Origin of the sequence: Reyranella sp., from assembly GCF_965279465.1 — a bacterium.
Taxonomy (GTDB): domain Bacteria; phylum Pseudomonadota; class Alphaproteobacteria; order Reyranellales; family Reyranellaceae; genus Reyranella.
On the sequence record NZ_OZ257242.1, the window covers coordinates 3,060,517 to 3,086,670 of the forward strand.

Genomic DNA, 26,154 nt, shown 5'->3' on the forward strand with positions numbered 1-26,154 from the left:
AGCTCATGAAATGGAACTGGCAACAGCCCGGCTGGCCTGACTTCACCTACGATGCCGGTTCACTTGCCGAGCGGGAAAAGCGCTTCCTGCTGCAATCCGGCGATTTTCTCGGCGCCGTTCGCCACATCGGCGACGACGATCGGGATCTCCTGAAGATCGAGCTGTTGCGCGACGAGGCGCTCAAGACGTCCGAGATCGAGGGCGAGATCCTGGATCGGGCGAGCGTGCAGGCGTCGCTCCTGCATCAGTTCGGATTGGCGGGGCCGAGTGCACGCATCGAGGCTGCCGAGCGCGGCATCGCCCAGATGATGGTTGAGCTCTATCGCAGCTTTGCCGCGCCGCTCGGCGAGAAAGCGCTATTCGACTGGCATCGCATGCTGCTGGCCGGCAATCGGACCATCGAGGTCGTCGGCGGCTATCGCACGCATGCCGAGGCGATGCAGGTGGTGTCGGGCTCCACCCTCAAACCGACCATCCATTTCGAAGCGCCGCCGTCGCGATCCGTGGCGCGCGAGATGAAGGTGTTCGTGAAGTGGTTCAACGACACGGCCCCGGATGGGCGGCATCCCCTGCCAGGCCTGATCCGCGCGGGCATTGTCCATCTCCATTTAGTTTCCATTCACCCGTTCGAGGACGGCAACGGGCGCATCGCCCGTGCGCTCTCCGAAAAGGCCTTGGCGCAGGGCCTGCGCCAGCCCAGCCTGCTCGCCCTCGCCTACACGATCGAACGCAAGCGCCGCGCTTACTATCTTGCGCTGGAGAGAGCCAACAAGGGGAACGAGATATCAGCCTGGCTCACCTACTTCGCCGACGTGCTGTTGGAGGCGCAAGCCAACACGATCCGGAGGGTGGAGTTCTACATCGCCAAGGCATGCTTTCATAACCGTTTGCGAGATCGTCTGAACGAACGGCAGGCCAAGGTGATCGCGCGACTGTTCCGGGAGGGCGTCAACGGTTTCGAGGGCGGCTTGAGCGCCGAGAATTACATCAGCATCACGCGAACCTCGCGCGCGACGGCGACGAGGGACCTTCGGGATCTCGTTGAGAAGGGGGCGCTCCGGCGAAGCGGCACGCTGCGGCACACGCGCTACGCTCTCAACATCCCGAACATCGAAAGGTGACGACGCGGTCGGCACCTTCTCGCTCCAACAAAGGCATTTTATTTGCGTCTGAAATGCAATATCTTTGCGTGCGCGTTCCGGAGCGTTGAACCGATGTGTCGTCGCAGAGGTCTAGTGCAGTCTTGGATCAGACGCGGCTTGTGCGTCGTGGCCATCGGCGTCGCAGGTCTGGGCGTTGAGGCGCATGCGCAATCGCCCAACGACGGCCTGCCGATCCCTGCCACGCCCAAGGACAGCCTGACGGCGATCCAGCGGGCCTTCATGCTCCCGGTGCCCCCGTCCGTGGCGCTGTTCCCGCAGATGCGCGAGCAGATGAAGGATGCCCCGGCCTTCCTGCGGGACTCGAAGGTCGACCTCAATGTTCGAAGTTATTACCGGGACAACGTCGAGACCACGCCCACAAAGACGACGGTCAACGAGGCGTGGGCGGGTGGCGGCGCGGGGTCGGTCAGTATCGAGACCGGCCGGCTGTTCGACCGCGTGTCCGGCGGCTTCACGCTCTACAACTCGTTTCCGATCTACGCCCCGTACCAGTACGGCAACACGCAGCTCCTGCTGCCCGACCAGCAGGGCTACACGGTGGTGGGCGAGCTCTACGGACGCCTCAGGTTGACCGACGACATCCATGTCACCGCCGGCCGCACCAGCTGGACCACACCCTTTCTCAACCCGCACGACAACCGCATGACGCCGAACACCTTCTACGGCTACGTGCTGCAAGGCTCGTTCGGTGATCCGGACAGCGGCAAGCCCTCGATGCGGTTTGGCGGCGGCTATGTTGCCGCCATCAAGCCGCGCGATGCCGTCGACTTCCAATCGATGGCGCAGGCCGCCGGCGTGAACCGCCCCAACGGCGTCGGATCGGCTGGAGGCCTGCTGACATGGGGGCCGATCTCCGTCGGGGCGATCAACTACTTCAGCCAGGACACGATCAATATCGCTTACGGCGAAGGAACTTACGGTGCGATGTTGCCATTTGGCCTGCGCGCCGTGCTGGCGTTGCAGTATGCCGACCAGCGGAGCACCGGCGCCAACCTTCTGAATGGCGGGAATTATTGGTCCACCGGCCAGCTCGGCACCCGCCTTCAGCTCGGACTCCAGCATACCATCCTGACCGTGGGCTTCTCCGCGGTGAATCCCGGCTTCGCGATGCAAACCCCGTGGAGCTCCAACCCGATTTACACCGATGCCCAGATTCAGGGCTTCCAGCGGGCCGGCGAGCAGACCGTGGTGCTGGGCTTGTCCTCGGTGCTGACCTCGCTCGGGCTGCCCGGCGTCGCCGCCTCGGTCTTCTACTATAACGGAGCGACCAATGCCCCCGCGGCCGGCAGGCCGCTGGTCGAGAGCGAATGGGACTTCCGGCTCGAATGGCGCCCGGAGTGGAAGCCGTTCCAGGGATTGTGGCTCAGTGCGCGCTACGGCCATTCGGACACCGACCAGAACAACGTGCGCACCACGACCGACGAGGTCCGGCTCGTGCTCAACTACAACGTCAAGCTCTACTGAGCGCGGGCATACCCGGCCAACAGGTCGCCTTGTTCGCACCCGCAGCAAGGCTATATTCCGCCGGAGGCCGCGAGGCCTGACGGATGAGGAGTGTAGCGTATGGCGGTGTTCGGTAAGGCTCAGTACATCAAGCGTGTCGAGGATGACCGGCTGCTGACAGGCAATGGCGGCTTTTCCGACAACCTGTCGCGGCCCAACCAGGTCCATGTCGTGCTGGTACGCTCGCCGCAGGCGCATGCACGCATCGTGAAGATCGATGCCGAGGCCGCCCGCAAGGCGCCGGGCGTGGTCGCCGTCTACAGCTGGGCCGACATGGAGAAGGAAGGCAGCGGCTACTTCGTGCTGCCCGCGATGTTCCCCAACGCCGACGGCACGAAGCCGGACATGACGCCGCGCCGCCCGCTGGCCCATGAGGTGGTGCGCTATGTCGGTGAGCCGGTCGTGGCGGTCGTGGCCGACACGCGCGCGCAGGCTGCCGATGCCGCCGAGCTGGTCGACATCGAGTACGAGCAGCTGCCGTCGGTGACCGAGATCGAAGACGCGCTGAAGCCGGACGCGCCGCAGGTCTGGAAGGGCGCCCCGGGCAACCGTGTGGGCTTCAACCGCTTCGGCGACGCCGCCAAGGCCGATGCCGCCTTCGCCGCCGCCGCTCACAAGGTCGAGATCGACATCGTTCATCAGCGGCTGATCGTGAATGCGATGGAGCCGCGCGCGATCATGGCCGAATGGGACGGCGACCGCATGGTCGTGCATATCGGCAGCCAGAACCCCTCGGCGACGCGCGACATCCTGTGCGACGTCATCCTCAAGATGCCGAAGGACAAGGTGCGCGTGCTGGTGCGCGACATCGGCGGCGGCTTCGGCATGCGGACCGGCATCCAGCCCGACGAATCGGTCGCGGTATGGGTCGCCAAGGTGCTGAAGCGCCCGGTGAAGTGGCGCGCCGAGCGTAGCGAGGAATTCGCCTCGGCGACCGCCGGCCGCGACCAGCTGCACAAGATGGCGCTGGCGCTCGACAAGGACGGCAGGATCCTGGCGCTGCGCATGGAGGCGTTCGCCAATGTCGGCGCCTATCCGTCGGGCGCCGGAATTGCCATTCCGCTGTTCGTCGGACCCAAGGTCGCGACCGGTACCTACGTCGTGTCGCTGGTCGATTTCAAGATCACCTGCGTGCTCACCAACACCGCGACGGTCGGTGCCTATCGCGGCGCGGGCCGGCCGGAATGCCTGCTCGATCTGGAGCGGCTGATGGACTCGGCCTCGCGCCAGATCGGCATCGATCCCGCCGAGCTGCGCCGCCGCAACTTCGTGACCCCGGCGCAGATGCCCTACACCACCGCGATGGGCGAGAAGTACGACACCGGCGACTTCGACCTGTTCCTCACCAAGACGCTTGCAGCAGCTGATTGGGACGGCTTTCCGGCCCGTAAGGCCGAGGCCGAGAAGCGTGGCAAGCTGTACGGCCGCGGGCTTGCGTCCTACGTCGAATGGACCAGCGCCATGGTCATGAACGAGATGGCCCATTACGAGGTCAAGGCCGATGGGAAGGTCGTGATCTGGATGGGAACGCAGGGCATGGGGCAGGGGCTGCAGACCAGCTTCACCCAGCTCGCCTCAGAGCTGCTCGGCATCGATGCCTCGCAGATCGAGATCGCGATGGGCGATTCCGACAAGGTGGGCGGCGTCGGCTCGATGGGCTCGCGCTCGGCCTATATCGGCGGCTCGGCGGTGCTGAGCGGTAGCGAGAAGCTGGTCGACAAGGGCAAGGAGCTGGCGGCCGACGCGCTGGAAGCGAGCACGGCCGACATCGTCTATGCCGGTGGCCGCTTCACGATCACCGGCACCGACCGCGGCATCGGCCTCGGAGAGCTGGCGGCCAAGCAGCCGGACAAGCGCATCTTCATCGAGAACGTGAACACGGTCGACGGCATCGCCTGGCCCAACGGTGCGCATGTCGGCGAGGTCGAGATCGATCCCGAGACCGGCGACGTGACGCTCAAGCGCTACACCACCGTCGACGATGTCGGCCGCCCGCTGCACCGGCCGATCGTGTTTGGCCAAATCCATGGCGGCTGCGCTCAGGGTATCGGCCAGGCGCTGATCGAGGAGAATGTCTACGACCGGGAATCGGGCCAGCTGATCACCGGGTCGTTCATGGATTATGCCATACCGCGTGCAGGGCTGTTCCCGACCTTCAACAACCAGCTCGACGACAGCGTTCCGGCCAAGACCAACCCGCTCGGCGCCAAGGGCGTGGGCGAGTCGGGCGCGGTCGGCTCGACGCCGACGGTGATGAACGCGATCATGGATGCGCTGTGGCCGCTCGGCATCCGCAACATCCAGATGCCGGCGACGCCGCTGCGCGTATGGACGGCGATCCAGGAGGCCCGCAAGCAAGCGGCATAGCAATGAAGCAACGCATCTTCGGTCTGATCTCGCTCGTCATTGGTATCGTGATGGCGCTCGCCGCCATCGAGCTGACGGCCATCGCCTGGCTCTATCTCGAGGAGGGGCGCTACGTCTCGGCCGAGGCGCTGTTCCAGCGCACGCAGAACACCTACGTGCGCGACGCGACCAAGGGCACGAACTGCCGCTACGTCGACACGCTCTACCCGCACCCCTACCTGGCGTTCGTGCATCACGGAAATCCGCCGTGCGGCCTGCCCAACATCAACAATATCGGCCTGCTGAACACCGACTTTCCGACGATCAAGCCGACCGATCGCTATGTCGTGCTGATCACCGGCGGCTCGGTCTCATCCCAGCTCGCGCAGAACTGGCCCGCGCCCGCGCCGCGCTTCCTCGAGGAGGAGCTGAACAAGCGGTTCGTCAGCCCCAACGGCAAGCCGTTCCTGGTGCTGAACGGCGGCGACGGCGCGTGGAAGGAGCCGCAATCCTTCATCCTGTTCTCGATGTACGCCACATCGGTCGACGCGGTGCTCACCCTCGACGGCTACAACGAGCACTACCTGTTCCGCTCCTACACAGAGGAGCGGCTGGAGCGGCCGCTCAGCAACTTCACCGACGTCAACCCGTTCGTCGCCGACGAGAACTTCGGCGACGCTGCGATCGGCTGGGTGATGGGCCGGATCGCCGGCACCCTGGCGCAGATGCCGCTGCTCGGTCACAGCCATGCCGCATACATGGTCGTGCGCGGCATCGAGGCGGCTGCCAAAGGCAAGGACGTCTTCAAGGCCGATAAGAACAAGAAGACGACTCTGAACAGCATTTTCGCCCTGCCGGCCGACATCAAGGGCAACGGCGAGAAGGTGTTCGCCACGCAGCTGATGCTCTATCAGAAGTATACGCGGGCGATCGAGGCGGTGGCGAAGGACAACAACGTCAAGACCGCCTACTTCCTTCAACCCGTCCCGAGCTGGGGCAAGACGCTGACGGAAGAGGAGAAGCGGGCAGCCGGCGGGAATCTCGCTGACCCTGTCCTCTACCGGCGCATGGTCGACGGCATGCTGACCCTGCGCGACCGCGGCATGGCCGTCTTCGACCTCGGCGACATGCTGAAGGACGTGCCGGAGACGATCTACGCCGACGACATCCATTTCATCCGCGACGCAAAGGGCGACAGCAAGGGCTACCGGATGATGGCCAGGATCGTCGCCGACGACCTCGCCAAGACCTGGGACCTGAAGGCGAAGTAGTGCGCGGGATGAAGCACGCCGTTTGATTGCGAGCATCGGCTGGGCCATCCTGCGAGTCTCTAGTTTCAGCCTCAGGACAAAAACAGTGTCGCGTGCCGACCGCGCTGAACGCGCTCCAGACTCCCGCCCGCCATCCATCGACCGCATGGCCAACTGGCCGAACCTCGCATCGCTGATCGGGCGCGCTGGCCGGCCTCTCGTGGTCGAGACGCTGCGTGCCTGGGTAGAGGCAAGGCGCGGTACGCCGGAGGTCGCCGATCCCGCAGCCTGCGCCGCGTGGTGCGAGCAACATCTGGCGCCCCTCGCAACTTCGTCGCTACGCCGTGTTTTCAACCTGACCGGCACCGTCCTGCATACCAATCTCGGCCGCGCGCTGATGGCGGAAGAGGCGATCGAGGCGGCGGTCACCGCCATGCGCTCGCCCGCGGCATTGGAGTACGATCTCGAGGGCGGCGCGCGCGGCGAGCGCGACGACCATATCGCGCCGTGGCTCTGCCGCCTGACCGGCGCGGAGGCGGCGACCGCGGTGAACAATAATGCCGGCGCGGTCCTGCTGGCGCTGAGCGCGCTGGCGGCGGGCCGCGAGGTCATTGTCTCGCGTGGCGAGCTGATCGAGATCGGCGGCGCGTTCCGTATCCCCGACATCATGGCGCGCGCCGGCTGCCGGCTGGTCGAGGTCGGGACCACCAACCGCACCCATCTCAAGGACTATGCCGCCGCGATCGGCCCCGACACCGCGGCGATCATGAAGGTCCATCCGTCGAACTACGCCGTGCAGGGCTTCACCAGCACCGTGTCCGCCGCCGAGCTGGTGCCGCTGGCGCGGGAGAAGGGCCTGCCGGTGATCGAGGATCTCGGCAGCGGCACCTTGGTCGATCTCGAGACCTGGGGCCTGCCGCATGAACCCACGGCGCGCGAGGCGATTGCGGCCGGCATCGATGTCGTGACCTTCTCCGGCGACAAGCTGCTGGGCGGCCCGCAGGCCGGCCTGCTGGTCGGCAAGAAGGCCTTCATCGAGCGCATCGCGAAGAACCCGATGAAGCGCGCGCTGCGCCTCGACAAGGTGCGCCTCGCGGCACTCGAAGCGACGCTCCGGCTCTATGCCGATCCGGAGAAGCTGGTGAAGCGCCTGCCGACCATTCGCATGCTGGCGCGCACGCCGGCCGAGATCCGGGCGCAGGCGGAGCGTCTCATGCCGGCCTTCGCCCACGCTCTTGGATCGAATTGGCAGGTCGGCATCGAATCGGTGCGCGGCCAGATCGGCTCGGGCGCGCTGCCGGTCGACCTTCTGCCGTCATTCGCGGTGGCGGTAACGGGCAAGGGCCTCGACCGGCTGGCCGATGCGTTCCGCAGCCTGCCGATCCCGGTGATCGGCCGCATCCAGGACGGCATGCTGCTGTTCGACCTCCGGACGCTCGATGACGAGGCTGCCTTCGTCGCGCAATTGCCGGAGCTCGAGCGATGATCGTCGGTACCGCGGGCCATATCGATCACGGCAAGACGGCGCTGGTGAAGGCGCTGACCGGCGTCGATGCCGACCGCCTGAAGGAGGAGAAGGCGCGCGGTATCACGATCGATCTCGGCTATGCCTACAGCGACCTGGGCGACGGCCGCCAGCTCGGATTCGTCGACGTCCCGGGTCACGAGCGCTTCGTGCACAACATGCTGGCCGGCGCGACCGGCATCGATGCGGCGCTGCTCGTGGTGTCGGCGGCGGAAGGCATCAAGCCGCAGACCGTCGAGCATCTGCAGATCATGGACCTGCTCGGCCTCGATCGCGGCCTCGTGGCGCTCACCAAATCCGACCTCGTGAACGACGACGAGCTGCTCGAACGCATGGCCGAGGTCGAGACGTTGTTGTCCTCGACTTCGCTCAAGGGCGCGGAGATCATTCCCGTCTCGGCGATGACCGGCGCCGGGGTCGACGAGCTCAAGGCCAAGCTGCTGGCGCTGGGCGAGAGCGGCAAGGGCGCCTCGGGCTACGCGCGGCTCGCCGTCGACCGCAGCTTCCTGCTATCGGGCGCCGGCGTCGTTGTCACGGGTACGGTGCATGCCGGCGAGATCAGGGTCGGTGACCACCTGCTGCTGGCGCCATCGGGGCTCGAGGCGCGGGTGCGCTCGCTGCACGCGCAGAATCGCGCGGCGGAGGTCGGCCATGCCGGCGAACGCTGCGCGCTCAATCTCAGCGGCGCGCGGCTGTCGAAGGATGCCGTTAAGCGCGGCGACTGGGTGGTGAGTCCGGAGTTGCAGGCGCCGACCGACCGGATCGATGTCGAGCTGAAGGTGCTGGCCTCGGAGAAGGACCCGCTCAGGCACTGGGCGCCGGTCCATATCCATCTCGGCGCGGCGCATGTCATGGGCCGGGTCGCGCTGCTGGAAGGCGACAGGCTGGCGCCGGGCGGCAGTAGCCTGGCGCAGCTCGTTCTCGAGGAGAAAGTTGGGGCCCTGGCGGGCGACCGGGTGATACTGCGCGATCCCTCGGCCACGCGCACGATCGCAGGCGCGCGGATCGTCGATCCGTTCGGGCCGCCGCGCAACCGGCGCCTGCCGCGGCGCCTCGCGGAGCTGCGTGCGCTGCGCGAGCCGAACGACAGCGTGCTGCCGGCCCTGCTGCGCGAAGAGACCGGCTTCGTCGATCTCGCGCGTTTCGGCATCGCGCGGAACCTCCGTCCGGCCGAAGTGGAGCGGTTGTTGGCCGAGGCCGGCGGCGCCAAGGTGGCAGGCTTCGGCTTCCTCGCCGAAACGCTTGCGGTGTCACGCACCGACATCGTGGGCACCCTCAAGGCGTTCCACGAGGGAAATGCCGATGCGCTCGGCCTGCCTCCCGAACGGCTACGCATAACGCTGAAGAAGCGCTGGCCGCCGGCAGTGTTTGCGGCCCTGCTCGATCTCGAGGTGGCGGCCAAGAGCGTTACGATCGATGGATCGCTCCTGCGCTTGCCGGGACATTCACTGACCCTCGGCACAAAGGATGAGGCGCTGTGGAAGAAAATATCGAGCGACCTCGCTCGCGACCGCTTCAAGCCGCCACGGGTGCGCGACTTCGCCCAGGCCTATGCGACGCCGGAAGCGAACGTGCGCAAGCTGCTGCGGCAGCTTGCGCGGCTGGGACGCCTCGTCGAGGTCGCACCCGATCAGTTCTTCCTGCGGCCGGTCGTGGCCGAGATGATCGCCCTCGCGCATGGGCTGGGCGACGACTTCACCGCGGCGCAGTTCCGCGACCAACTCGACAACGGCCGCAAGCTCGCGATCCTGATTCTGGAATTCTTCGACCGGCACGGCATCACCGTCCGCCGCGGGGACTTGCGGCGGACGGTGCCTCGAAAACTGGGTCAGTATGGCCCCGCGCCATCCACGGCAGCGACCGATGGCTGATCGCGCGATCCGGCGCGTTCCGCATGCGCGGCAAATGGGCTTCATCGGTGAGTGAATTCGGGTAGAGTCACCCGTGGAGGGGAAGCGCTCCCGGTGGGGCGGCTGGCCTTCAAAGCCAGAGAGGGTCGCCAGACGGCTCTTAGTGGGTTCGACTCCCACTCTCTTCCGCCAATCGCCCTGTCCAATGCGATCGGCAACACTCGCCCTATCTCTCCCGAAGGCTCTCCTGCTTGAACCGGAGGAGGGGCGACAGCAGATAGCTCAACACCGTCCGGGAACCCGTCTTGATCTCGACCGTCACGGCCATGCCGGGCGACAGGTTCACCAGCTTGTTCTCGACCTGGATCTGGGTTCGGTCCAGCGCCACACGTGCTGAATAGTTCAACTCCTGGCCGCTCGGTTCGCTGCTGCTCATCTCGGCCCCTTGCGCTTTATCGCCCGGCCTCTCCTGTTTGTTGCGCGAGATGGAGTCTTGCGAAATGCTGACGACGCGCCCCGGGATGAGCCCATATTTCGTGAAGCTGAAGGTGTCGACCTTGATCTCGGCTGGCTGCCCCGGCTCGATGAAGCCGATGTCGCGATTGGATATCATCGCCTCGACTTCCAGACGACTGTCGGTCGGCACGACGACGAGCAGGGCCTGTGCCGGCGTCACGACACCGCCGGCGGTATGGACCGCGAGCTGCTGGACGACGCCATCGACGGGCGCCGTCAGCAGCTGCAGCTTGGTTTTCTGCTCGGCCTTGATCAGCTCCTGCTCGAGACTGGTCGCCCTCGGTTCGTTCTTGCTGAGGTCGTCGAGGACCGTCTTCTGATACTCGGCCTTCACCTGCTTTTGCGACTCGACCAGCGTGCGGACCGCCGCCTGGGCCTCGCGCAGCCGGCTCTTCTGCACGGCAAGCTCCTGTTCCTGCTCGGTCACGGCCTGGAGCATCTCGAGATACTGCAGCTTCGACCCGATCTCGGCGTTGGCCAGCGTGCGGCGAATCTCGAACCGCTGCTTTAGCACCGGAATGATCGCCTCCAGCTTGGCCACCATCGCCGCCGATGTCGCGGCTTCGGCTTCCTTCTGCTCCGCCTGACGGCTCAATTGCCCCAGCTTCGCCCGGTGTTCGCCGACCTGGCTCAGCAGGAAATTGCGTTGTGTGGCGATCAATTCCTGGCTTGCTCCCGGCGGAGCCTGGAACGTGTCGCTCTCGACCAGGGCCGCCTTCAAGCGGGCAACATTGACTTGGGCCGCGATGAGCTCGCTCTTCAGGCGAGAGGCTTCCGCTGCGTTGATGGTCGGATCGAGCTCGATGAGCACATCCCCGGCCTTCACAGCTTGTCCATCCTGGACCCGAATGGCGCGAACGACCGCGATCTCGAGGGGCTGAATGACCTTGGTCCGACCCGAGGGCACGATCTTCCCCTGAGCCGACGCGACGATATCGATTTCACCCAGGCATGCCCAGGTGAGGGCCAGGACGAACAGCAGGATGATCGTTGCGCCGATCGACCGTCCGATGGGCGACGGCGGGGTCTCGACGATCTCGAGCGCCGCCGGCAGGAACGCCAGCTCGTCGGCGCTCCTCTTGGGCTTCTTGGGAGGCTGGCCGGGGGGCTGCGCCGGAGCGGGAGCGGGAGACGGAGCCGGAGTTGGTGCGGGAACCGCCACGGCAGGACTAACCGACTTCATGAATTCCAGCCTGCATCCGCCAGAGACTTGCGTAGCGGCCACCGGTGCCGACCAGCGTATCGTGCGTGCCGTCCTCGATGATCCGGCCGCGTTCGACCGTCACGATGCGGTCGGCATGGCGCACCGTCGAGAGCCGATGGGCGATGATGATGACCGTACGACCCTTGCAGATTTGCCGCATGTTCTTCTGGATCACCCGCTCGCTTTCATAGTCGAGCGCACTGGTCGCCTCGTCGAAGATCAGGATGCGTGGATTGGTGACCAGGGCGCGTGCGATGGCGATGCGCTGCCGCTGCCCGCCCGACAGGCTGCTGCCGCGTTCGTGGACGACGGTGTCGTAGCCTTCCGGCAGCTCGAGGATGAAATCATGCGCCCCTGCAAGCGCGGCTGCAGCCATGACTCGCTCGATCGGCATCGACGGATCGGCGAGCGCGATGTTCTCGCGGACCGAGGTGTTGAAGAGCACGTTCTCCTGAAGCACTACGCCGATCTGGCGCCGCAGCCAGGTCGGATCGGAGACGGCGATATCGACGCCGTCGATGAGCACCCGTCCGCTTTCCGGCACGTAGAGCCGCTGCACGATCTTGGCGATCGTGCTCTTGCCCGAACCCGATTGGCCGACGATCCCGACGGTCTGACCCGCGGATACCCGCAAATTGACGTCATGGAGGATTTCAGGCCCGTCGATGCGGTAGCGAAACGTCACATGCTCGAAGGCGACATCCCCGCGGATCGGCGGAAGCCCGGTGCGGGCGGAGTTGAACGTCGGCTCGGGAGTGGTGTTGAGGATGTCGCCCAGGCGCGCCACCGACAGCCGGGCCTGATGGAAGTCCTGCCAGACCTGGGCCAGCCGCAGGACCGGCTGGCTCACCCGGCCGGCGAAGATATTGAAAGCCACGAGCTCGCCGATGCTGAGGTTGCCTTCGATAACCGCCTTGGCGCCGAAGAACAGGATCGCCGCCGTCACCAGCTTGCTGACGAGCTGGACGCACTGGCTCGTCGTATTGCCCAGATTGAGCACGCGAAAGCTCGCGGCAACGTAGCCGGCGAGCTGCTCCTCCCACCGGCGCTGCATCTGCGGCTCGACGGCCATCGCCTTCAGCGTCTCGACGCCCGACACACTCTCGACCAGGAAGGCCTGATTCTCGGCACCGCGCCGGAACTTCTCGTCGAGGCGCTTGCGGAACAGGGGCGTCGCCGCTGCAGAGATGCCGATGTAGAAAGGAAAGGAAGCCAGCACGATCCACGTCAGGAACGGCGAGTAGAGGAACATCACAGCCAGGAAGACCGACGTGAAGAACAAGTCTATGGCGAGCGTCAGCGCCGAGCTGGTCAGGAAGTTGCGGATATTCTCCAGTTCGCGGACTCGCGCGACGGAATCGCCGACGCGGCGCGACTGGAAGTAGGCGATCGGCAGCGCGAGAAGGTGCCGGAAGAGGCGTGCCCCCAATTCGACGTCGATCCGGTTGGTGGTATGCGAGAACAGGTAGGTCCGGAGGATTCCCAGTACCGTTTCAAAGACGGCGATGGTCACCAGGCCGATGAGCAGGACGTCCAGCGTGCTCATGCTGCGATGCACGAGCACCTTGTCGATCACGATCTGGAAGAACAGCGGGGAGACGAGGGCGAAGACCTGCAGGAAGAACGAGGCGATCAGCACCTCGCTGAGCATGTGGCGATATTTGTGAATGGCGCCGAGAAACCAGGAGATATCGAAGCGGCGTGAAAGGTCGGTCAGGCCGGCACGGCGCGTCAGGAGAACGATGTGTCCGTCCCAGACGGCTTCGAACTCCGCGCGCGTCATCTGCGCAGGCCGGTTTCCCAGAGGCGGCTGAACGAGAATTTTGTCGTCGCCCAGTTTGCCGAGAATGAGAAAGCCCCCGTCCTTGAGGCGGGCGATCGCCGGCAAGGGCGTGCTGACCAGGCGCCGCCAATTCGAGTTGTAGGCCCGTGCTCTGAGACCCAGATCCTTGGCGCACCGGAGCATTTCCGGCACCGCCATCGACGATCTGCCGATGCGGTGGCGAATTTGCTCGGGATCTGCCGCCATGCCCTGAAAGCGCACAAGCATGACGAAGGCGGCAAGACCTTGATCCACGGCGGTCTTTTGCTCGGCTTCGACGGACATTGGCCAAAAGGCTCCGCTAATTCAGGTTCGGAACATGTAGCTGATTGGTGGCACCTCAACCAACTTTATCAGGTATCGGGCGCTTCCGCCGCGTATCGTTGGTTTCGTCGGCGGCTCCGCGTGCCGATAAACTGAAACGGGTATATATTTCAAAGGCTTAGGGTGTTTGTCGCGACTGCCCATATGCCCTTCCACCACTGCGGCAAAGGGCCCACGCCAATGCTTGTTACCCCATAAGGACGCCAGGATCGTCGTGGGTTGCCCTTTGTTTCCCAGCCGATAAAGTCCGCCTCCCTCGAATGAGGAAAGGAGCATATCCATGCGGCGTATTGTAATGGCCATTCTCGGCGCAACGGCATTGACGGCAATCTCGACCCTCGCTCTGGCTCAAACGCCGGCGGCGAACCAGTCCGGCGTAAATGTCGGCTCCCTGCAGTGCAAGGTGGCCGGCGGCATGGGCTTCATATTCGGCTCGTCAAAGGATCTCGATTGCCTCCTGGTGCGCACCGACGGCAAGGCCGAGCACTATTCCGGCTCGATCAATCGTTACGGCGTCGATATCGGCTTCACCAAGGAAGCGCATATCGTGTGGCTGGTCTTCGCACCGGGTGCCATCGGCCCCGGCGCGCTGGCCGGTGACTACGGCGGCGTAACGGCGGGTGCGTCGTTCGGCGTCGGTCTCGGCGCCAACGTGCTGGTTGGCGGCTCCAACAAGCAGGTTGCCCTGCAGCCGGTCAGCGTCGAGGGCAGTGTCGGCCTGAACGTTGCCGCTGGCGTGGCCGCGGTAACGTTGAAGCTCGTCAAGTAAAGTGCCCGACGGCGGCCCGGAAAAGCGCGGCTCGGTGCGCCGGGCCGCGCGCCGGCTCACGCCGGCCGGCGCCGAGACGCGAGACGAAGTCGTCGCCGAAGAGGTCGCAGTGGCGCTTGTCTACAACGGCATCAGCCATGCCGTGATGATGGCGACGCCCTGTGACATCGAGGACTTTGCGCGCGGCTTTACCCTGACGGAGCACATCGTCGACAAGCCGTCGGAAATCTTCGACATCGAGGCCGAACCGATGGGCCGCGGCATCGAGGTCCAGCTGCGGATCGCCGGTCAGCGCATGGCCGCCCTCCAGGAGCGGCGGCGCACGCTCGCGGGCCGCACCGGCTGCGGCCTGTGCGGCGTCGACAGCCTGGACGCGGCGTTGCGCCCGGTGCCGGCGACGCGCTCGACCGCGGCAGTGTCGCGGGCAGCCATCGTGCGCGCCATGGCTGCGCTGCCGCCCGAGCAGCACATCAATCGCGAAAACGGCGCCACCCATGCCGCCGGCTGGGCAACACTCGACGGCACCTTGCTGGCGGTGCGCGAGGATGTCGGCCGGCACAACGCGCTCGACAAGCTGGCCGGCGCGCTGGCCAAGCTCGATCTCGAGGGCAGGGGCGGCTTCGTTGTCGTGACAAGCCGCTGCTCCTACGAGATGGTGCAGAAGGCCGCGGCCATCGACGCGGCGGCGATTGCTGCGGTGTCGGCGCCGACCTCGCTCGCGATCGAGACCGCCGAGCAGGCCGGTCTGGCGCTGGTCGCCTTCGTGCGCGACAACCGGCTCACCGTCTATGCCCACGGCGAGCGGATCGAGGCGTGAGCGAGCAGGCCGTTTTCGGCATCACCGGGTGGAAGAACGCGGGCAAGACGACGCTTACGGAGCGGCTGGTCGCGGAGTTCGTGCGGCGCGGCTGGCGCATCGCCACGATCAAGCATGCCCACCACGCCGTCGACATCGACCGGCCCGGCACCGATTCCTGGCGCCATCGTGCGGCCGGCGCCAGTGAGGTCGCGCTGGTCGGCGGCCAGCGCTACGCCATCATGCGCGAGCAGCCCGAGCCCACCCTGGCCGACGTGCTGCCGCGGCTCGCGCCGGCCGACCTCGTGCTGATCGAAGGCTTCAAGGGCGATTCCCATCCCAAGATCGAGGTCCGGGCCGACCATACGCGACCGATGGATGTTGTCGCGCATGGTGTCATCGCGATCGCCTCCGACCAGCGCCCGCCAGACAGCACGCTGCCGTGGTTCGCCCGCAACGACATCAGTGCCATCGCCGATTTCATCGCGAGCCAGATGGGCCGGCGTCAGCAATGAGCGGGACCATCGCCTTGGATCCGTCCCTCCCCCGTTCGCGGGGGAGGTGTCAGCGTCTTACGCTGACGGAGGGGGAAGGCAACGGAGATGGTGCGTCACGCCCCCTCCGTCGCGGATTACCGCGCCACCTCCACCGCAAGCGGGGGAGGGAAAGATCAATGAGGCGCTTCGATACGGTCGCGCGGGCTACCGCTGCCCGGCGAAGACGCCGGCGGCCTTGTAGTTGGTGGTGTTCGTGCCGATGGTGAAGGCGCCTGCCTGGTACTTGGCGGCGTCGGTTGGCGAGGCGAAGAAGGCGCCGGACAGGTTGCCCGACCGGCCGCCGCCCGAGAAATTGCCTGTGAAGCTTGTACCCCCCGAACCCGCCGACGCTTTGGCCGAGCCGCTGTAGCTCGTCCCGTCGAACGAGGCATTGAAGCTGCCGGCTCGGCTCGCGAAGCCCCAGGTGCTGCTGTAAGAGCCGGTCGCGCTGTACGGGGTGCTGCCGTTGTTCGAGACGTTGCCCATCATCGAGCCCGTGTAGGTCGCGCTGCCGGTCTGCGGCATCAGGACCTGTGGCGTCATCGATCCCGCGACATAGGGCGAGAGGGAAACGATGTCGACCTGGTTGGGACGGTAGTTGTTGGGATAGGTGATCACCGTCCCCCATTGGCCCCAGGTCAGGTACTCGCAAGTGCACGACCCGAACGACCCGGGCTGCTGCAGGTACCCGGAACTCAGCACGAAGGAGCTGTTCTGGACGTTGTACGTGCTGCCGTTCACCTGAACTGTCGACGGACGCGACGCGTCGTCCGTCGTCACCATCGCGTAGCTCTTTTCATTGATGAGCACCCCGGTGCTTGGCGTGCCACCGAGCTGGAGAGTGGTGACCGAAGAGTCAGCCTGGCGAAGCACGATGGTGGTCGCTACCTGGCCGGTCGCGGCGTTGAACGAGCCCTTGACGTCCGTCGGGCCGCCCAGGACCGGCACGGACGTCGTGACCGCATTGCCGTTGACGGTGGTGACGAGCCCGCTGGCGAAGCCGTTCACCGACTGGGTGGGCGGCGGCGGCGGCGGGACTGGCGTAGAATTCGAATTCGACAAGGAGGAGACGGTAGTAGTGACCTGTACCTCGGTGTTCGCGTTGCTGAGGGCGGTCGATATCGCGTTGTTGATGGCGTTGTTGTTCTGGGGCTGGGGATTGATCGGGATCAGGGCGGAAACGGCCTGGCCGGGAGGCTGGCCGGAGTTCTGGGCCGAGAAGCCGGAAGACTGCGCGCGCTGGTCCGCATTGTTGCTGCCGCCGCTCTGCGACGAGCCGGTCTCGAGGACCGCGAGGTCGAACGTCAGGCCGCCCTTGGGAATGGCGGTCGGCCCACCGGGCGCACTGCCGGCATTGACCACGACCTGGTAGCCTGGCCGGGTGACGGTCCGGGTCTGGCCGGCACCGGTGACGGTGAGGCTGGTGCCGAAGATGAACGCTGCCACCGTCTCGCTGGCCGTCACCTTTAAGATCGTGATGCCGCCACGGATGCCGATCGTGCTCGACGGCGTCGTCACGGTGATCGCGCTGCTCTTGCTGATCTTGCCCCCGACAAGACGGAACACGCCCTGGGTGGCGGTGATCGCGAGGTCGCCCTTCTTGGTGTTCGGATCGAAGACGAAGGTGTCGATCGTCAGCCGCGCATTGGGACCGACGGTGAGCGAGGAGCCATCGAGGAAGACCAGGTGCGCCCGGTCCGTGGCGCCGGTGCGGACCACCTCGTTGGCCTGCACATCGATGCCGATGCGCAGCACGCGCTCGTTCTCCATCGGCGGCTTGCCGAGCGGGTCGCCGTCAGTGGCCGAGGTCACGCCGACCCGCGCCATCGCCGGTTCGACCGTCAGGGCGAACGCCGTAGCCCCGAGCAGGGCGGCGCGAAGAAGGGACCGGCCGCGAAGGGAGCACTTGTCCATCGTCGTCTCCTGGGTGAGTCGGAAGCGCCAGCCTAGAAGCGCCAGCTTACGCCGAACATCACATTGTTGTTGGTGAACGCATAGTTGGGCAGCGTGGCGGAGCGCGCGAAGCGGCCGCCGGAAAGGCTGACGGTCGTCCGTTCGTCGAACGGGATCGCAAGCGTGATGGTGCCGATGAAATCGCTCTGGTTGCGATAAACGGTCGGGTCGACGATCGGGTCGGGCGCGTCGTAGTGCCACCACTGCTCGCCCACGGCCAGGCTGACGGTCCACGGCAGTCCGGTCTTGAGCACCGGATCGGGGAAGCGGAAGCTCATGCCGCCGCCGATGCCCCACAGCATGTAGCTCTGCCACGGTGCCTGCTCCGTCTGGTAACGCTGGGCGCTGCCGCTGGCGAAGAGCGTCACGATCGGCGTGAGCTGGTATTGCAGGACGGTGTTGGCAGTGTACTCCGTGCCCCTGAACAGGCTGTTGGTCGGCAGGTAGCTGGTGTCGTTGTTGGCGTGCTTGCGCCACACGGCTGTCGTGATGCTGCGCAGGTTGTCGGTCAGCAGGACATTGGCTTCGGCGCCGCCGCCATAGCTCAGGTAGTACGGCGTGTCATTGACCCAGATCGCGCCGAATGCGCCGAAGATCTTCAGGCTCATGTCCTCGAAGATGCCGTTGAAGACCTGGAAGCGCGGCCCGCTGGTGAGGTCGAGCAACGAGACGTTGGCGGCCGAGAGCTGGAACTGGCGGTTGGCGTAGCCGTTGAAGATCGTCTCCAGCGTCGTTCTGTCCTGAGTGCCGAAATCGTAGGTATGGCGGAGCTGCATCGTGCTGACGGCGCCCCAGTCGGCGGCGCCGATCGCCTGCTGGTTGAGGTTGGCGGCCTGCCCGAACAGGCGCACGTCCGAGGTGGCCGGACCGAGGTTGGCGTTCGACTGGTAGCGCAGGCCGAGGAACACCTCGCCGCTGAAATGCGACGGACTCTGCTGCTTCTCGATCTGCGCCATGAACTGCTCGGCGCGGGTGCGCACATCCGCCGGCAGGCCCGGCGACTTGAGCGCGCCGTCGAGATAGGTACGGGCGACTTCGTAGGAGCCCAGCCGGTAATACAGGACGCCGAGCTCGAGCCGTACCCGCGGCAGGTTGGCATTGATCAGGAGCATGCGCTCCAGCGCCGAGATCGCACCTTCGAGGTCGCCGGTCTGGCTGGCCACCGAGGCGAAGCGAAAGAGCACGTCGAGGTTTGCCGGCTGCCGCAGCATCTCCTGGAAAGCCTCGTCATACTGGCGATCGAGGTCGCCCTTCGAGGCGGCCGGCGATGCCGGGGCTTGGGCCCACGCTGCCGACGGCATAACTGCCGGGCACAGTATGCACACGCATACGGCCAGGAAACCGAGCCGGCCCGTCAAATGTCGCAAGTCCCCCACAGCCCCCGTGCAGTTAATTAGTCGATCATGGAAATCTCACACCGGCCAGCCTAAATCAACCAGCTGCGGAGGATAAAAGCCCATCGTATCAGGATATTGGCGCGCGCGGCTCGCATTCTGAGCAACATTCGGTGGTACTGCCTAATACCCAGAGCGACGACGAAACGGTCGCGATCGGCGATCATCGCGGCCAGCATGCGGTCGAGCATGCGCGCATGGGTGTCGCCCCAGTTGCGGGCCGACAGATGCAGCCGCCCGCCCAGCACCGGGTTGTCGGCCGCGCCGTTGCGGCCGTGCAGGCGATAGGAATAGAGCGGCTCGTCGATCAGCAGCGATCCCGCGACCATCTGGGCCATGACGACGATGTAGAAATCCATGTGAAGGCGGAAGATCTCGTCGTCAGCCGGGAAGACCAGGTCGATCAGCGAGCGCCGGAACATCATCGACGAGGTGCTGACCCACACCCAATGGACCAGGCGCTTGGTGTAGAGCCGATAGGGCGTCTGGCTCGTCCACCTGGCCGAGCCTGATGCGGGGTCGAGCCGGGGTATGCGCGCGGGGTCGATCGGCGCGAGGGCGCCGCGGTCCGCCGCGGCGCGGTCCTTGCCGAACCAGTAGACGCCGCCCGCGATCAGCGCGCCCTGGCCGTCGATCAGGCGCGCGTTGCAGGCGGTGAAGCCAACCGCATAGGCCTCGTTGAGGTGCGCGGCGAGATGGCGTTCGAGAAAGTCCTCGTTCCACAGGTCGTCCGAATCGAGGAAACAGACGAACGGCGCACGGGTTTCGGCCAGCCCGCGCCGCGTCGCGCCGGTCTGGCCGACATTCTTGTCGAGCCGGATCAGCCGGAAGCGCGGGTCGGCGAGCTCGTCGATGGTCTCTTGCACGACGGCGGCGGAATTGTCGGTCGACGCGTCGTCGACGATCACGCAGTCGAAGTCGCGGAAACTCTGCCGCGCCACCGATCGGATCGCGTCGCCGACATAGTCCGGGCAGTTGAAGCACGTGACGACGACGGAGAGGCGCGGCAGCTTTGTGCCGCTCATGGCCGGGACCGCGGCACGCTATGCCGCTCGAGACAGCTCAATTCAGAACCTTTCCTGTGGGAGCGTTTTCTAACTCGCCCGGCGCGCTGCTCCAACTGCCGCCGCCGACGATCGGGGAAGTTCCCGCACGACCAGTCCGGCTGGCTCCTCGCCGGCCGGGGACGGCGCCGGCCCAACGCTGCGGCGTCCGTGCTCGATCACGCAGACATGGCTGTACAGGCTGGCGAGCCACTGCCGTCCTTCGGCCGTCAGGCCCAGCGCATGGACCGCCTCGCCCAGGAACGGTTCGACCTTCGTCCAGAAGAATAGCGGATAGCGGTCCGCGACATCGGCGGGCGTTTCATAGCCCAGCATCCGGTTGAGGCCGATCTCGGAGAATTCGTGGAACAGGGCGTTCAGCTTCCTGGGATAGAGCGGGTCGCCCAGCTGTCCGATCAGGTCCGCGGCGCGGACCATGGCCGCTTCCGTATCGGTCGCCATGTGGTCGTCGTCGTTGGGGACCGGGAAGCGAGTCAGTTCGATGTTGCGGGCCAGACGCTCGGCATCGACGAGTTCATGCCGAACGAATCGCTCCTTCACGAAGATCTTGGAGCGCTCGACGTGGTAGGGGGCAAGAAACGCGTCGGACGCGCCGCGCGGCAGCTCGATCATGGCGCCCGCCTCGTCGATGACGCAGCGGTTGGCCGTGTCTCCATGGCAGATGCCGCGCACGTAGCCGATGTCGTGCGCCAGCGCGGCCAGGGTGACGTGCATCCACATTTCCGGTGATACGTCCTGGCGGAGGCGCAGCCCGCGCAGGATATCCTGGGCGACCGTGGTCACGAGCGCCGTGTGCTCGGCCGTGTGATAGAGCGCATCGCTGAGCGAGATGCGCTCGATGACGAGTCTCGCAGCCTCGCCCAGCAGGTCGGCATGGTAGGGCGTGCTGCCGCCGAAGGCGCGATTGAAATTGTGCATGAGGTGACTGGCGAGCGCGTCGGCCAGAAGCGTGGTCGGTTGGATCATCGGAGTCCTCACGGTCAGGAGGCCAAGGCGGACCGGCGACGCCAGCATAGGCGACTTGAGCACCGCACGCCCGAACGGAAGACGTCGTGCAATTGTAATCCTGGACGCGACCGGCCTTCCCGCTGCCGGCGGGCAGGCGGAAAAGGGGATGGATCAACGGCCGTTTCCCCCGATCGCGGCAGAATGGTAGCGTTGCCTTGTTCCAATGCATTCATTCGGGGAATCGGGAGTCATGCCTGTCGTTACGGACTACACCGCGCTGTTGAGCGGCGACTACTGGAACGGCATCGAGGTCACCGGCAAGCCCGTCATCGTGACCTACTCGTTTCCGACGACGGCGGCCGGCTACCTGGCGGATGTCGATGGTTTCACCCCCGCCACGATCTCGAGCTTCCAGGCCTTCAACGCCACCGAGCAGGACCAGGCGCGCGCCGCACTCGGCGAATGGGCGGCTGCCTCCGGCCTGATCTTCGTCGAGGTCGCGCCCGGCCAGGGCGACATCAACTTCCAGCTCGTGGATTTCGATACGACCAGCGGGCCGTCCTACGCCGGAGCGGGCGGCATCGGCTTCTATCCCTTCGGCGACTGGAACTACTTCACCTATCCGAGCTTCGCGAGCGACATCGACGGCTCGGGCGACGTGTTCATGAACAGCCAGTTCGCCTCGGGCGGTTCGGTCACCTACGGCACCCTGCTGCATGAAATCGGCCACGCGATCGGGCTGAAGCATCCGACCGAGGTCGTCACCAACTACGCCGCCTATCCGGTCGTGACGCATGACCAGGTGCTGGCGTCCGACGACCCCGCTCTCACGATCATGGCGGAAGTCGGCGGCCCGGGCATATCGGAACACCTCAAGACCCTCGACCAGGAGGCGGCGGCGTTCATTTACGGTCCGGCGGGCACCGGCCAGGTCGTCACGTTGGACGCGTCGGGCGCAAACGCAACCGTGTCCTCCTGGTCGTGGAACGCCTCGACACAGACCCTGACGCAAGTCGGCTTCGCCGGCGACGATACCGTGCGCGGCTCGTCGGTGACGGACGTCATCAGCGGCCTCGACGGCAACGACCGGTTGTTCGGCCTGAACGGCGACGATGCCCTCGACGGAGGCGCTGGCAACGATCTGTTGAACGGCGGCCCCGGCGACGACACGCTGACGGGCGGAGCCGGCGACGACACCTACATGGTCGACGGCGGCGGCGACACCGTGGTCGAGCTTGAAGGCGAGGGCTTCGACTCGGTCCTCGCCGGCGCGAGCTTCACGCTCGCGGCCAACATCGAGCTCCTGCAGCTGTTCGGTGCCGGGTTGACCGGAACCGGCAACGACCTCGGCAACACGATGTACGGCGATGGCAGCCTGGGGAGCAATCTCTACGGGCTCGGCGGCGACGATTACATGGTCGGCGGCAGCGGCGCGGACACGCTGGATGGCGGCACTGGCGTCGACGCGATGTTCGGCGGCGTGGGCGACGACACCTACTATGTCGATGACGCCGCCGACACCACGGTCGAGTCGAAGAACGCGGGAACCGATCAGGTCTTCAGCTCGGTCAGCTACAGCCTGGCCGGTCAGTATGCCGAGAACCTGACCTTGACCGGCAGCGGGAACACCAATGCCACCGGAAACTCGCTGGCCAACACGCTGACCGGCAATTCGGGCAACAATGTCCTGAACGGCGGGACCGGCGCGGATACGATGGCCGGCGGCGCGGGCGACGACACCTACTATGTCAATGCCACCAGCGACTCCGTGATCGAGGTGGCCAACTCGGGAACCGACCAGGTCTTCAGCTCGGTCAGCTACAGCCTGTCGGGCCAGCATATCGAGAACCTGACCTTGACCGGCAGCGCGAACACCAACGTCGCGGGCAACTCGCTGGCCAACATCCTCGTCGGCAATTCGGGCAACAACGTCCTGAACGGCGGGACCGGCGCGGACACGATGACGGGCGGCGCAGGCGACGACACCTACGTGGTGGACAATGCCGGCGACACGGTGGTGGAGGCCTCGGGCAGCGCGGGCGGGACGGACCTGGTGCAGAGTTCTGTCAGCTTCAGCCTGTCCGGTCAGTACATCGAGAACCTGACCCTGACCGGCAGCGGGAACACCAACGCCACCGGCAACTCGCTGGCCAACACATTGACCGGCAACTCGGGCAACAATTCCCTGAATGGCGGAACCGGCAGCGACGTGCTGAACGGCGGGGCAGGCACGGATGTGCTGACGGGCGGCAGCGGCCTGGACACGTTCGTGTTCGACTCGGCACTGGCCGGCACTATCGACACGGTCGCGGACTTCAGCGCGGCGAACGATACGATCCGGCTCGACCAGAGCATCTTCACCGCCATCACCACGCTCGGCACGCTCTCCGCCGCGGCGTTCTTCGCGGGCCCGGCCGCGCACGACGCGGACGATCGCATCGTCTACAACGCGGTGACCGGGAACCTCTTCTACGACAGCGACGGCACTGGAGCGAACGCCGCTGTGCAGTTCGCCCAGCTCAACGGCACGCCTGCCATAAGCAACACCAACTTCACCGTGGTGGCTTGATCGCCGGCGATGGCGCGGAGTGGGCTGCCTTGGTGCCGCCTATCGAGGCCGCGACCAGCAGGACCAGCTCGAGTTGCGAGCGTGTTTCGGTGCGGGCCATGGCGCGGCCAAGTTGGGTCCGAACGGTATTGTGCGTGACCCCTCTCTGCCGGGCGAACTCGGGGAGCGCAATTCCCGACAGCAGGGCCATGACAAGGTGCGCTTCCGCGGACGGAAAGCCGAACAGATCGCGCAGAACAGTCGCATCGGAAGCAATGCTCTTCGTCGGGTCGGATACGAAGGCCAGCAGCGCGGGTGAGATTTTCCCGCCGATAGCGGCAGCGCCACCGAGGGGCGCCAGCATGACCGCATAGGCCGGTCTTCCCGACGGACGGCGCACCCGCAGGTGCCCGCCGGCGGAGCGAGCCTCGCCCGGCTTTTGTCGAAGCGCGCCGATCAGGTGCTGCAGGCGCCTGTCGTCGTCCTTGTGCGCCGCGCGTAGCCCGTCCGGTGTGCGTGTAAGGCCGTCGGCGCTATGCAGAATGGCATCGGCGGCAGCGTTGACATGCTGCAGGCGGCCGTTCGCATCCATGATGATGGCCCCGAGCCTCAGACGGTCGAGGACCGAATAGACCGAGCGGCTTGCCTGATCGGCCTGCTGGAGCCGGCGGCGCACCTCGAGGGCGCGCTGCACATGGGGCAGAAGCCTAGCCAGCCGCCTGGCTTCGATAGGCGCAAAATCCTTCGCATCGGACGGCCGATGCACCCCGAGCACGGCATGGTATCCGCCGTCCATCGGCAGCACGGTTCCCACCAGATGGAATACGCCGACCCTGGGTCGCAGGTACTCGTTGTAGATGAGGCTGCGTGTCAGGGTGCGTTCATCGACGAGGTACGAGCCGATCGCCGCGCGACCGAACAGCCGTCGTTCCACGTAGCCGGCGGCCCAGAGGTCGTGCGGTGCGAAGGACGGATAATCCTGGAGGCTCTCACCACTCATGCCGAGCCAGCCGAGCACTTCGACCGACGCCGTCTTGGTATGATGCACCGACATCATCAGGGTCTGCCCATCCACGTGGTTCAGCAGGCCGTGGTTGACCTCTTCCCATGATCGACAGCCCAGGGCCGCATCATAGAGGTCTTCCACAAGCTCGTTCTCACTGCGGTTAGGCATCCGATGCAGCAACCATCGAGAAGGCGGTCTGAAAGCAGATGCTCCATGCAGACGGCGCATGTGCCCTCCCAAGCGAGATACATGTCCCCGGATTGCATGACAACGCGACAATGCACGTCACGGAGGGTTAGCCCGGCGGGAGGAGCTCAGGAACCAATTCCGCCTTGCCCTTTGTGCCGCCTTGTAGCATGCGAGTCGGCTCGGGGTGCCATTGGGTGTGGCATGGGATGAGCGCGTACGACGAGACTGAGACGATCGGCCTGCTATATGACGCAGCGCTCGGACAAGCCGCGTGGAGCGACGCGGGAAAGCGACTGGTGTCGGCGGTCGACGGCGCGACGTTGTCCTTTACGGCTCAGTACGAACTGCAGGGCAGTGTCGACCTGATCGACATGCAGGGCGTCACGCCCGAGCAGGTGGCGTTGTACGCGGCCCACTACTTCGGCGACGACCTGTGGCGCAATGCTGCGATCGGCAGGCGTATCATCGACACGGCGGTCCTGGGAACCGATCTCGTCAGCGACCTCGAATGGCGCCACAGTCGCATTTACACTGAACTCTCCCGGCCGCACACGGACGTGTTCCACGGGGTGATGGTCGCCGCCGGAATGCTCCCGCAAGGGGGCGGTGTCTTCTCGCTGGGCATCCATCGCCCCCGCCTGGCGCGGCCATTCGACCAGGGTGACCGCGACCGGCTGCAGGGCCTTCTCCCGCACATCCGGCGGGCCGTGCAGATCAGGTCTCGCCTCGGCGGCGAAAGCGTGCGCTCCGACGCCTCCGCGGCGACGCTGGACAAGCTGTCCTTCGGCATCGTTCATCTCACCGCCCCAGGGCGGTTCGTGGCCGCGAATGCCGCGGCCCATCGCATTCTGCGCGACAAGGACGGGCTGGCGCTCGGGCCCACGGGTGTGCATGCCGCGAGCCATGCCAGTGATTCACGTTTGCAGGAGGCCGTCCTGCGGGCGGCCTGCACGACCGCTGGTAAGGATGGCGGCGATGCCGGGAGCTACTTGCGCCTCGAGCGGCCGTCTGGTCTGCGCCCCTACACCGTCGTCGTGACGCCATTGGGCCTGGGCCGGCCCGTTCTGTTGCCCAGAAGTCCGGCGGTCCTTCTGATCGTCACCGATCCCGAGGCCGAACCACGCATCGACGCCTCTGCCCTGTCCGCTCTGTTCGGGCTGACCCCGGCGGAAGCGCGCTTGGTCAGCCTGCTCGTCACCGGACTGAGCCTGCCCGAGGTGGCGCGACGGCAGGGCATTGGATTCGAGACGGCGCGCACCCATCTGACGCGCGCCCGCGCCAAAACCGGCACGGCTTCGCAGACCGACCTGATCCGGGCCGTGCTGCTGGCACTGGCGCCAACCAGCCAGGCATCCCGGTAGTAGAAGTAATTTACTGGATGCAACGACTATCCCCCAATCGGGGGACGCGCCGATCTTTCCGAGCGTGCGACGCTCGCAACCCTTGGG

At 65.9% G+C, this 26,154-nt stretch carries 18 protein-coding genes and 1 tRNA gene; 12 read left to right on the forward strand and 7 right to left on the reverse strand.

The annotated features are described in order from the left end of the window. The first annotated feature begins 5 nt into the window (after positions 1–5). The 7 genes from ACQY8M_RS14910 (at position 6) to ACQY8M_RS14940 (ending at position 9,829) form a co-directional block, all read left to right on the forward strand. Complete coding sequence (locus ACQY8M_RS14910; protein ID WP_428673465.1) at positions 6–1,121, forward strand: Fic family protein; 1,116 nt, start codon at positions 6–8, stop codon at positions 1,119–1,121. Between the two features lie 147 nt (positions 1,122–1,268). Further along, positions 1,269–2,627 carry an OprD family outer membrane porin gene (locus ACQY8M_RS14915; RefSeq protein WP_428675367.1) on the forward strand — a complete coding sequence of 453 codons (1,359 nt, stop codon included), beginning with the start codon at positions 1,269–1,271 and terminating at the stop codon, positions 2,625–2,627. A 99-nt stretch (positions 2,628–2,726) separates the two neighbouring features. Next, positions 2,727–5,033: a xanthine dehydrogenase family protein molybdopterin-binding subunit gene (locus ACQY8M_RS14920; RefSeq protein ID WP_428673468.1), complete on the forward strand. Its 2,307-nt coding sequence runs from the start codon at positions 2,727–2,729 to the stop codon at positions 5,031–5,033. Positions 5,034–5,035: 2 nt separating this feature from the next. Next, positions 5,036–6,283: a hypothetical protein gene (locus ACQY8M_RS14925; RefSeq protein WP_428673471.1), complete on the forward strand. Its 1,248-nt coding sequence runs from the start codon at positions 5,036–5,038 to the stop codon at positions 6,281–6,283. Positions 6,284–6,428: 145 nt separating this feature from the next. Beyond that, positions 6,429–7,748, forward strand: a complete 1,320-nt coding sequence (selA, locus tag ACQY8M_RS14930; protein ID WP_428673474.1) for an L-seryl-tRNA(Sec) selenium transferase — start codon at positions 6,429–6,431, stop codon at positions 7,746–7,748. After that, on the forward strand, positions 7,745–9,658 hold the full coding sequence (selB, locus tag ACQY8M_RS14935) for a selenocysteine-specific translation elongation factor (protein WP_428673477.1): 1,914 nt from the start codon (positions 7,745–7,747) through the stop codon (positions 9,656–9,658). Before selA ends, selB begins: the two co-directional genes overlap by 4 nt. A gap of 75 nt (positions 9,659–9,733) precedes the next feature. Beyond that, positions 9,734–9,829 (forward strand) — tRNA-Sec (locus ACQY8M_RS14940). A 34-nt stretch (positions 9,830–9,863) separates the two neighbouring features. On the opposite strand, the gene ACQY8M_RS14945 is transcribed toward ACQY8M_RS14940, so the two are convergent. After that, positions 9,864–11,315 carry an HlyD family type I secretion periplasmic adaptor subunit gene (locus tag ACQY8M_RS14945; RefSeq protein WP_428673480.1) on the reverse strand — a complete coding sequence of 484 codons (1,452 nt, stop codon included), beginning with the start codon at positions 11,313–11,315 and terminating at the stop codon, positions 9,864–9,866. Positions 11,316–11,322: 7 nt separating this feature from the next. After that, complete coding sequence (locus ACQY8M_RS14950; RefSeq protein WP_428673483.1) at positions 11,323–13,464, reverse strand: type I secretion system permease/ATPase; 2,142 nt, start codon at positions 13,462–13,464, stop codon at positions 11,323–11,325. Positions 13,465–13,783: 319 nt separating this feature from the next. Between ACQY8M_RS14950 and ACQY8M_RS14955 the strand changes: the two genes are divergently transcribed. From ACQY8M_RS14955 to mobB, 3 genes are read left to right on the forward strand one after another with little or no spacing between them, the layout of a single operon-like run. Further along, positions 13,784–14,272 carry a DUF992 domain-containing protein gene (locus ACQY8M_RS14955; RefSeq protein WP_428673486.1) on the forward strand — a complete coding sequence of 163 codons (489 nt, stop codon included), beginning with the start codon at positions 13,784–13,786 and terminating at the stop codon, positions 14,270–14,272. Between the two features lies 1 nt (position 14,273). Beyond that, entirely contained in the window at positions 14,274–15,089 is an 816-nt protein-coding gene (gene fdhD / locus ACQY8M_RS14960; RefSeq protein WP_428673489.1) for a formate dehydrogenase accessory sulfurtransferase FdhD, read from the forward strand. Beyond that, the gene (gene mobB / locus ACQY8M_RS14965; protein ID WP_428673492.1) at positions 15,086–15,583 is read left to right on the forward strand and encodes a molybdopterin-guanine dinucleotide biosynthesis protein B; all 498 of its coding nucleotides are present in this window, start codon (positions 15,086–15,088) and stop codon (positions 15,581–15,583) included. The genes fdhD and mobB overlap by 4 nt, the downstream gene beginning before the upstream one ends. 186 nt (positions 15,584–15,769) lie before the next feature. On the opposite strand, the gene ACQY8M_RS14970 is transcribed toward mobB, so the two are convergent. From ACQY8M_RS14970 to ACQY8M_RS14985, 4 genes are all read right to left on the reverse strand, one after another. After that, entirely contained in the window at positions 15,770–17,518 is a 1,749-nt protein-coding gene (locus ACQY8M_RS14970; RefSeq protein WP_428673495.1) for a FecR domain-containing protein, read from the reverse strand. 32 nt (positions 17,519–17,550) lie between these two features. Next, positions 17,551–18,858, reverse strand: a complete 1,308-nt coding sequence (locus tag ACQY8M_RS14975; protein WP_428673498.1) for a hypothetical protein — start codon at positions 18,856–18,858, stop codon at positions 17,551–17,553. Positions 18,859–18,983: 125 nt separating this feature from the next. Continuing rightward, positions 18,984–19,976, reverse strand: a complete 993-nt coding sequence (locus tag ACQY8M_RS14980) for a glycosyltransferase family 2 protein (RefSeq protein WP_428673501.1) — start codon at positions 19,974–19,976, stop codon at positions 18,984–18,986. 69 nt (positions 19,977–20,045) lie between these two features. Beyond that, on the reverse strand, positions 20,046–20,981 hold the full coding sequence (locus tag ACQY8M_RS14985) for a metal-dependent phosphohydrolase (protein WP_428673504.1): 936 nt from the start codon (positions 20,979–20,981) through the stop codon (positions 20,046–20,048). 232 nt (positions 20,982–21,213) lie between these two features. On the opposite strand from ACQY8M_RS14985, the gene ACQY8M_RS14990 reads away from it, so the two are divergent. After that, positions 21,214–23,532: a matrixin family metalloprotease gene (locus ACQY8M_RS14990; protein ID WP_428673507.1), complete on the forward strand. Its 2,319-nt coding sequence runs from the start codon at positions 21,214–21,216 to the stop codon at positions 23,530–23,532. On the opposite strand, the gene ACQY8M_RS14995 is transcribed toward ACQY8M_RS14990, so the two are convergent. Further along, a complete protein-coding gene (locus ACQY8M_RS14995) occupies positions 23,516–24,658 on the reverse strand; it encodes a helix-turn-helix transcriptional regulator (protein WP_428673510.1) in 1,143 nt (380 codons plus the stop codon). The genes ACQY8M_RS14990 and ACQY8M_RS14995 overlap by 17 nt on opposite strands. A 254-nt stretch (positions 24,659–24,912) precedes the next feature. Between ACQY8M_RS14995 and ACQY8M_RS15000 the strand changes: the two genes are divergently transcribed. Continuing rightward, positions 24,913–26,067, forward strand: coding sequence for a helix-turn-helix transcriptional regulator (locus ACQY8M_RS15000; protein WP_428673513.1), 1,155 nt, complete (start codon positions 24,913–24,915; stop codon positions 26,065–26,067). Positions 26,068–26,154 lie beyond the last annotated feature (87 nt).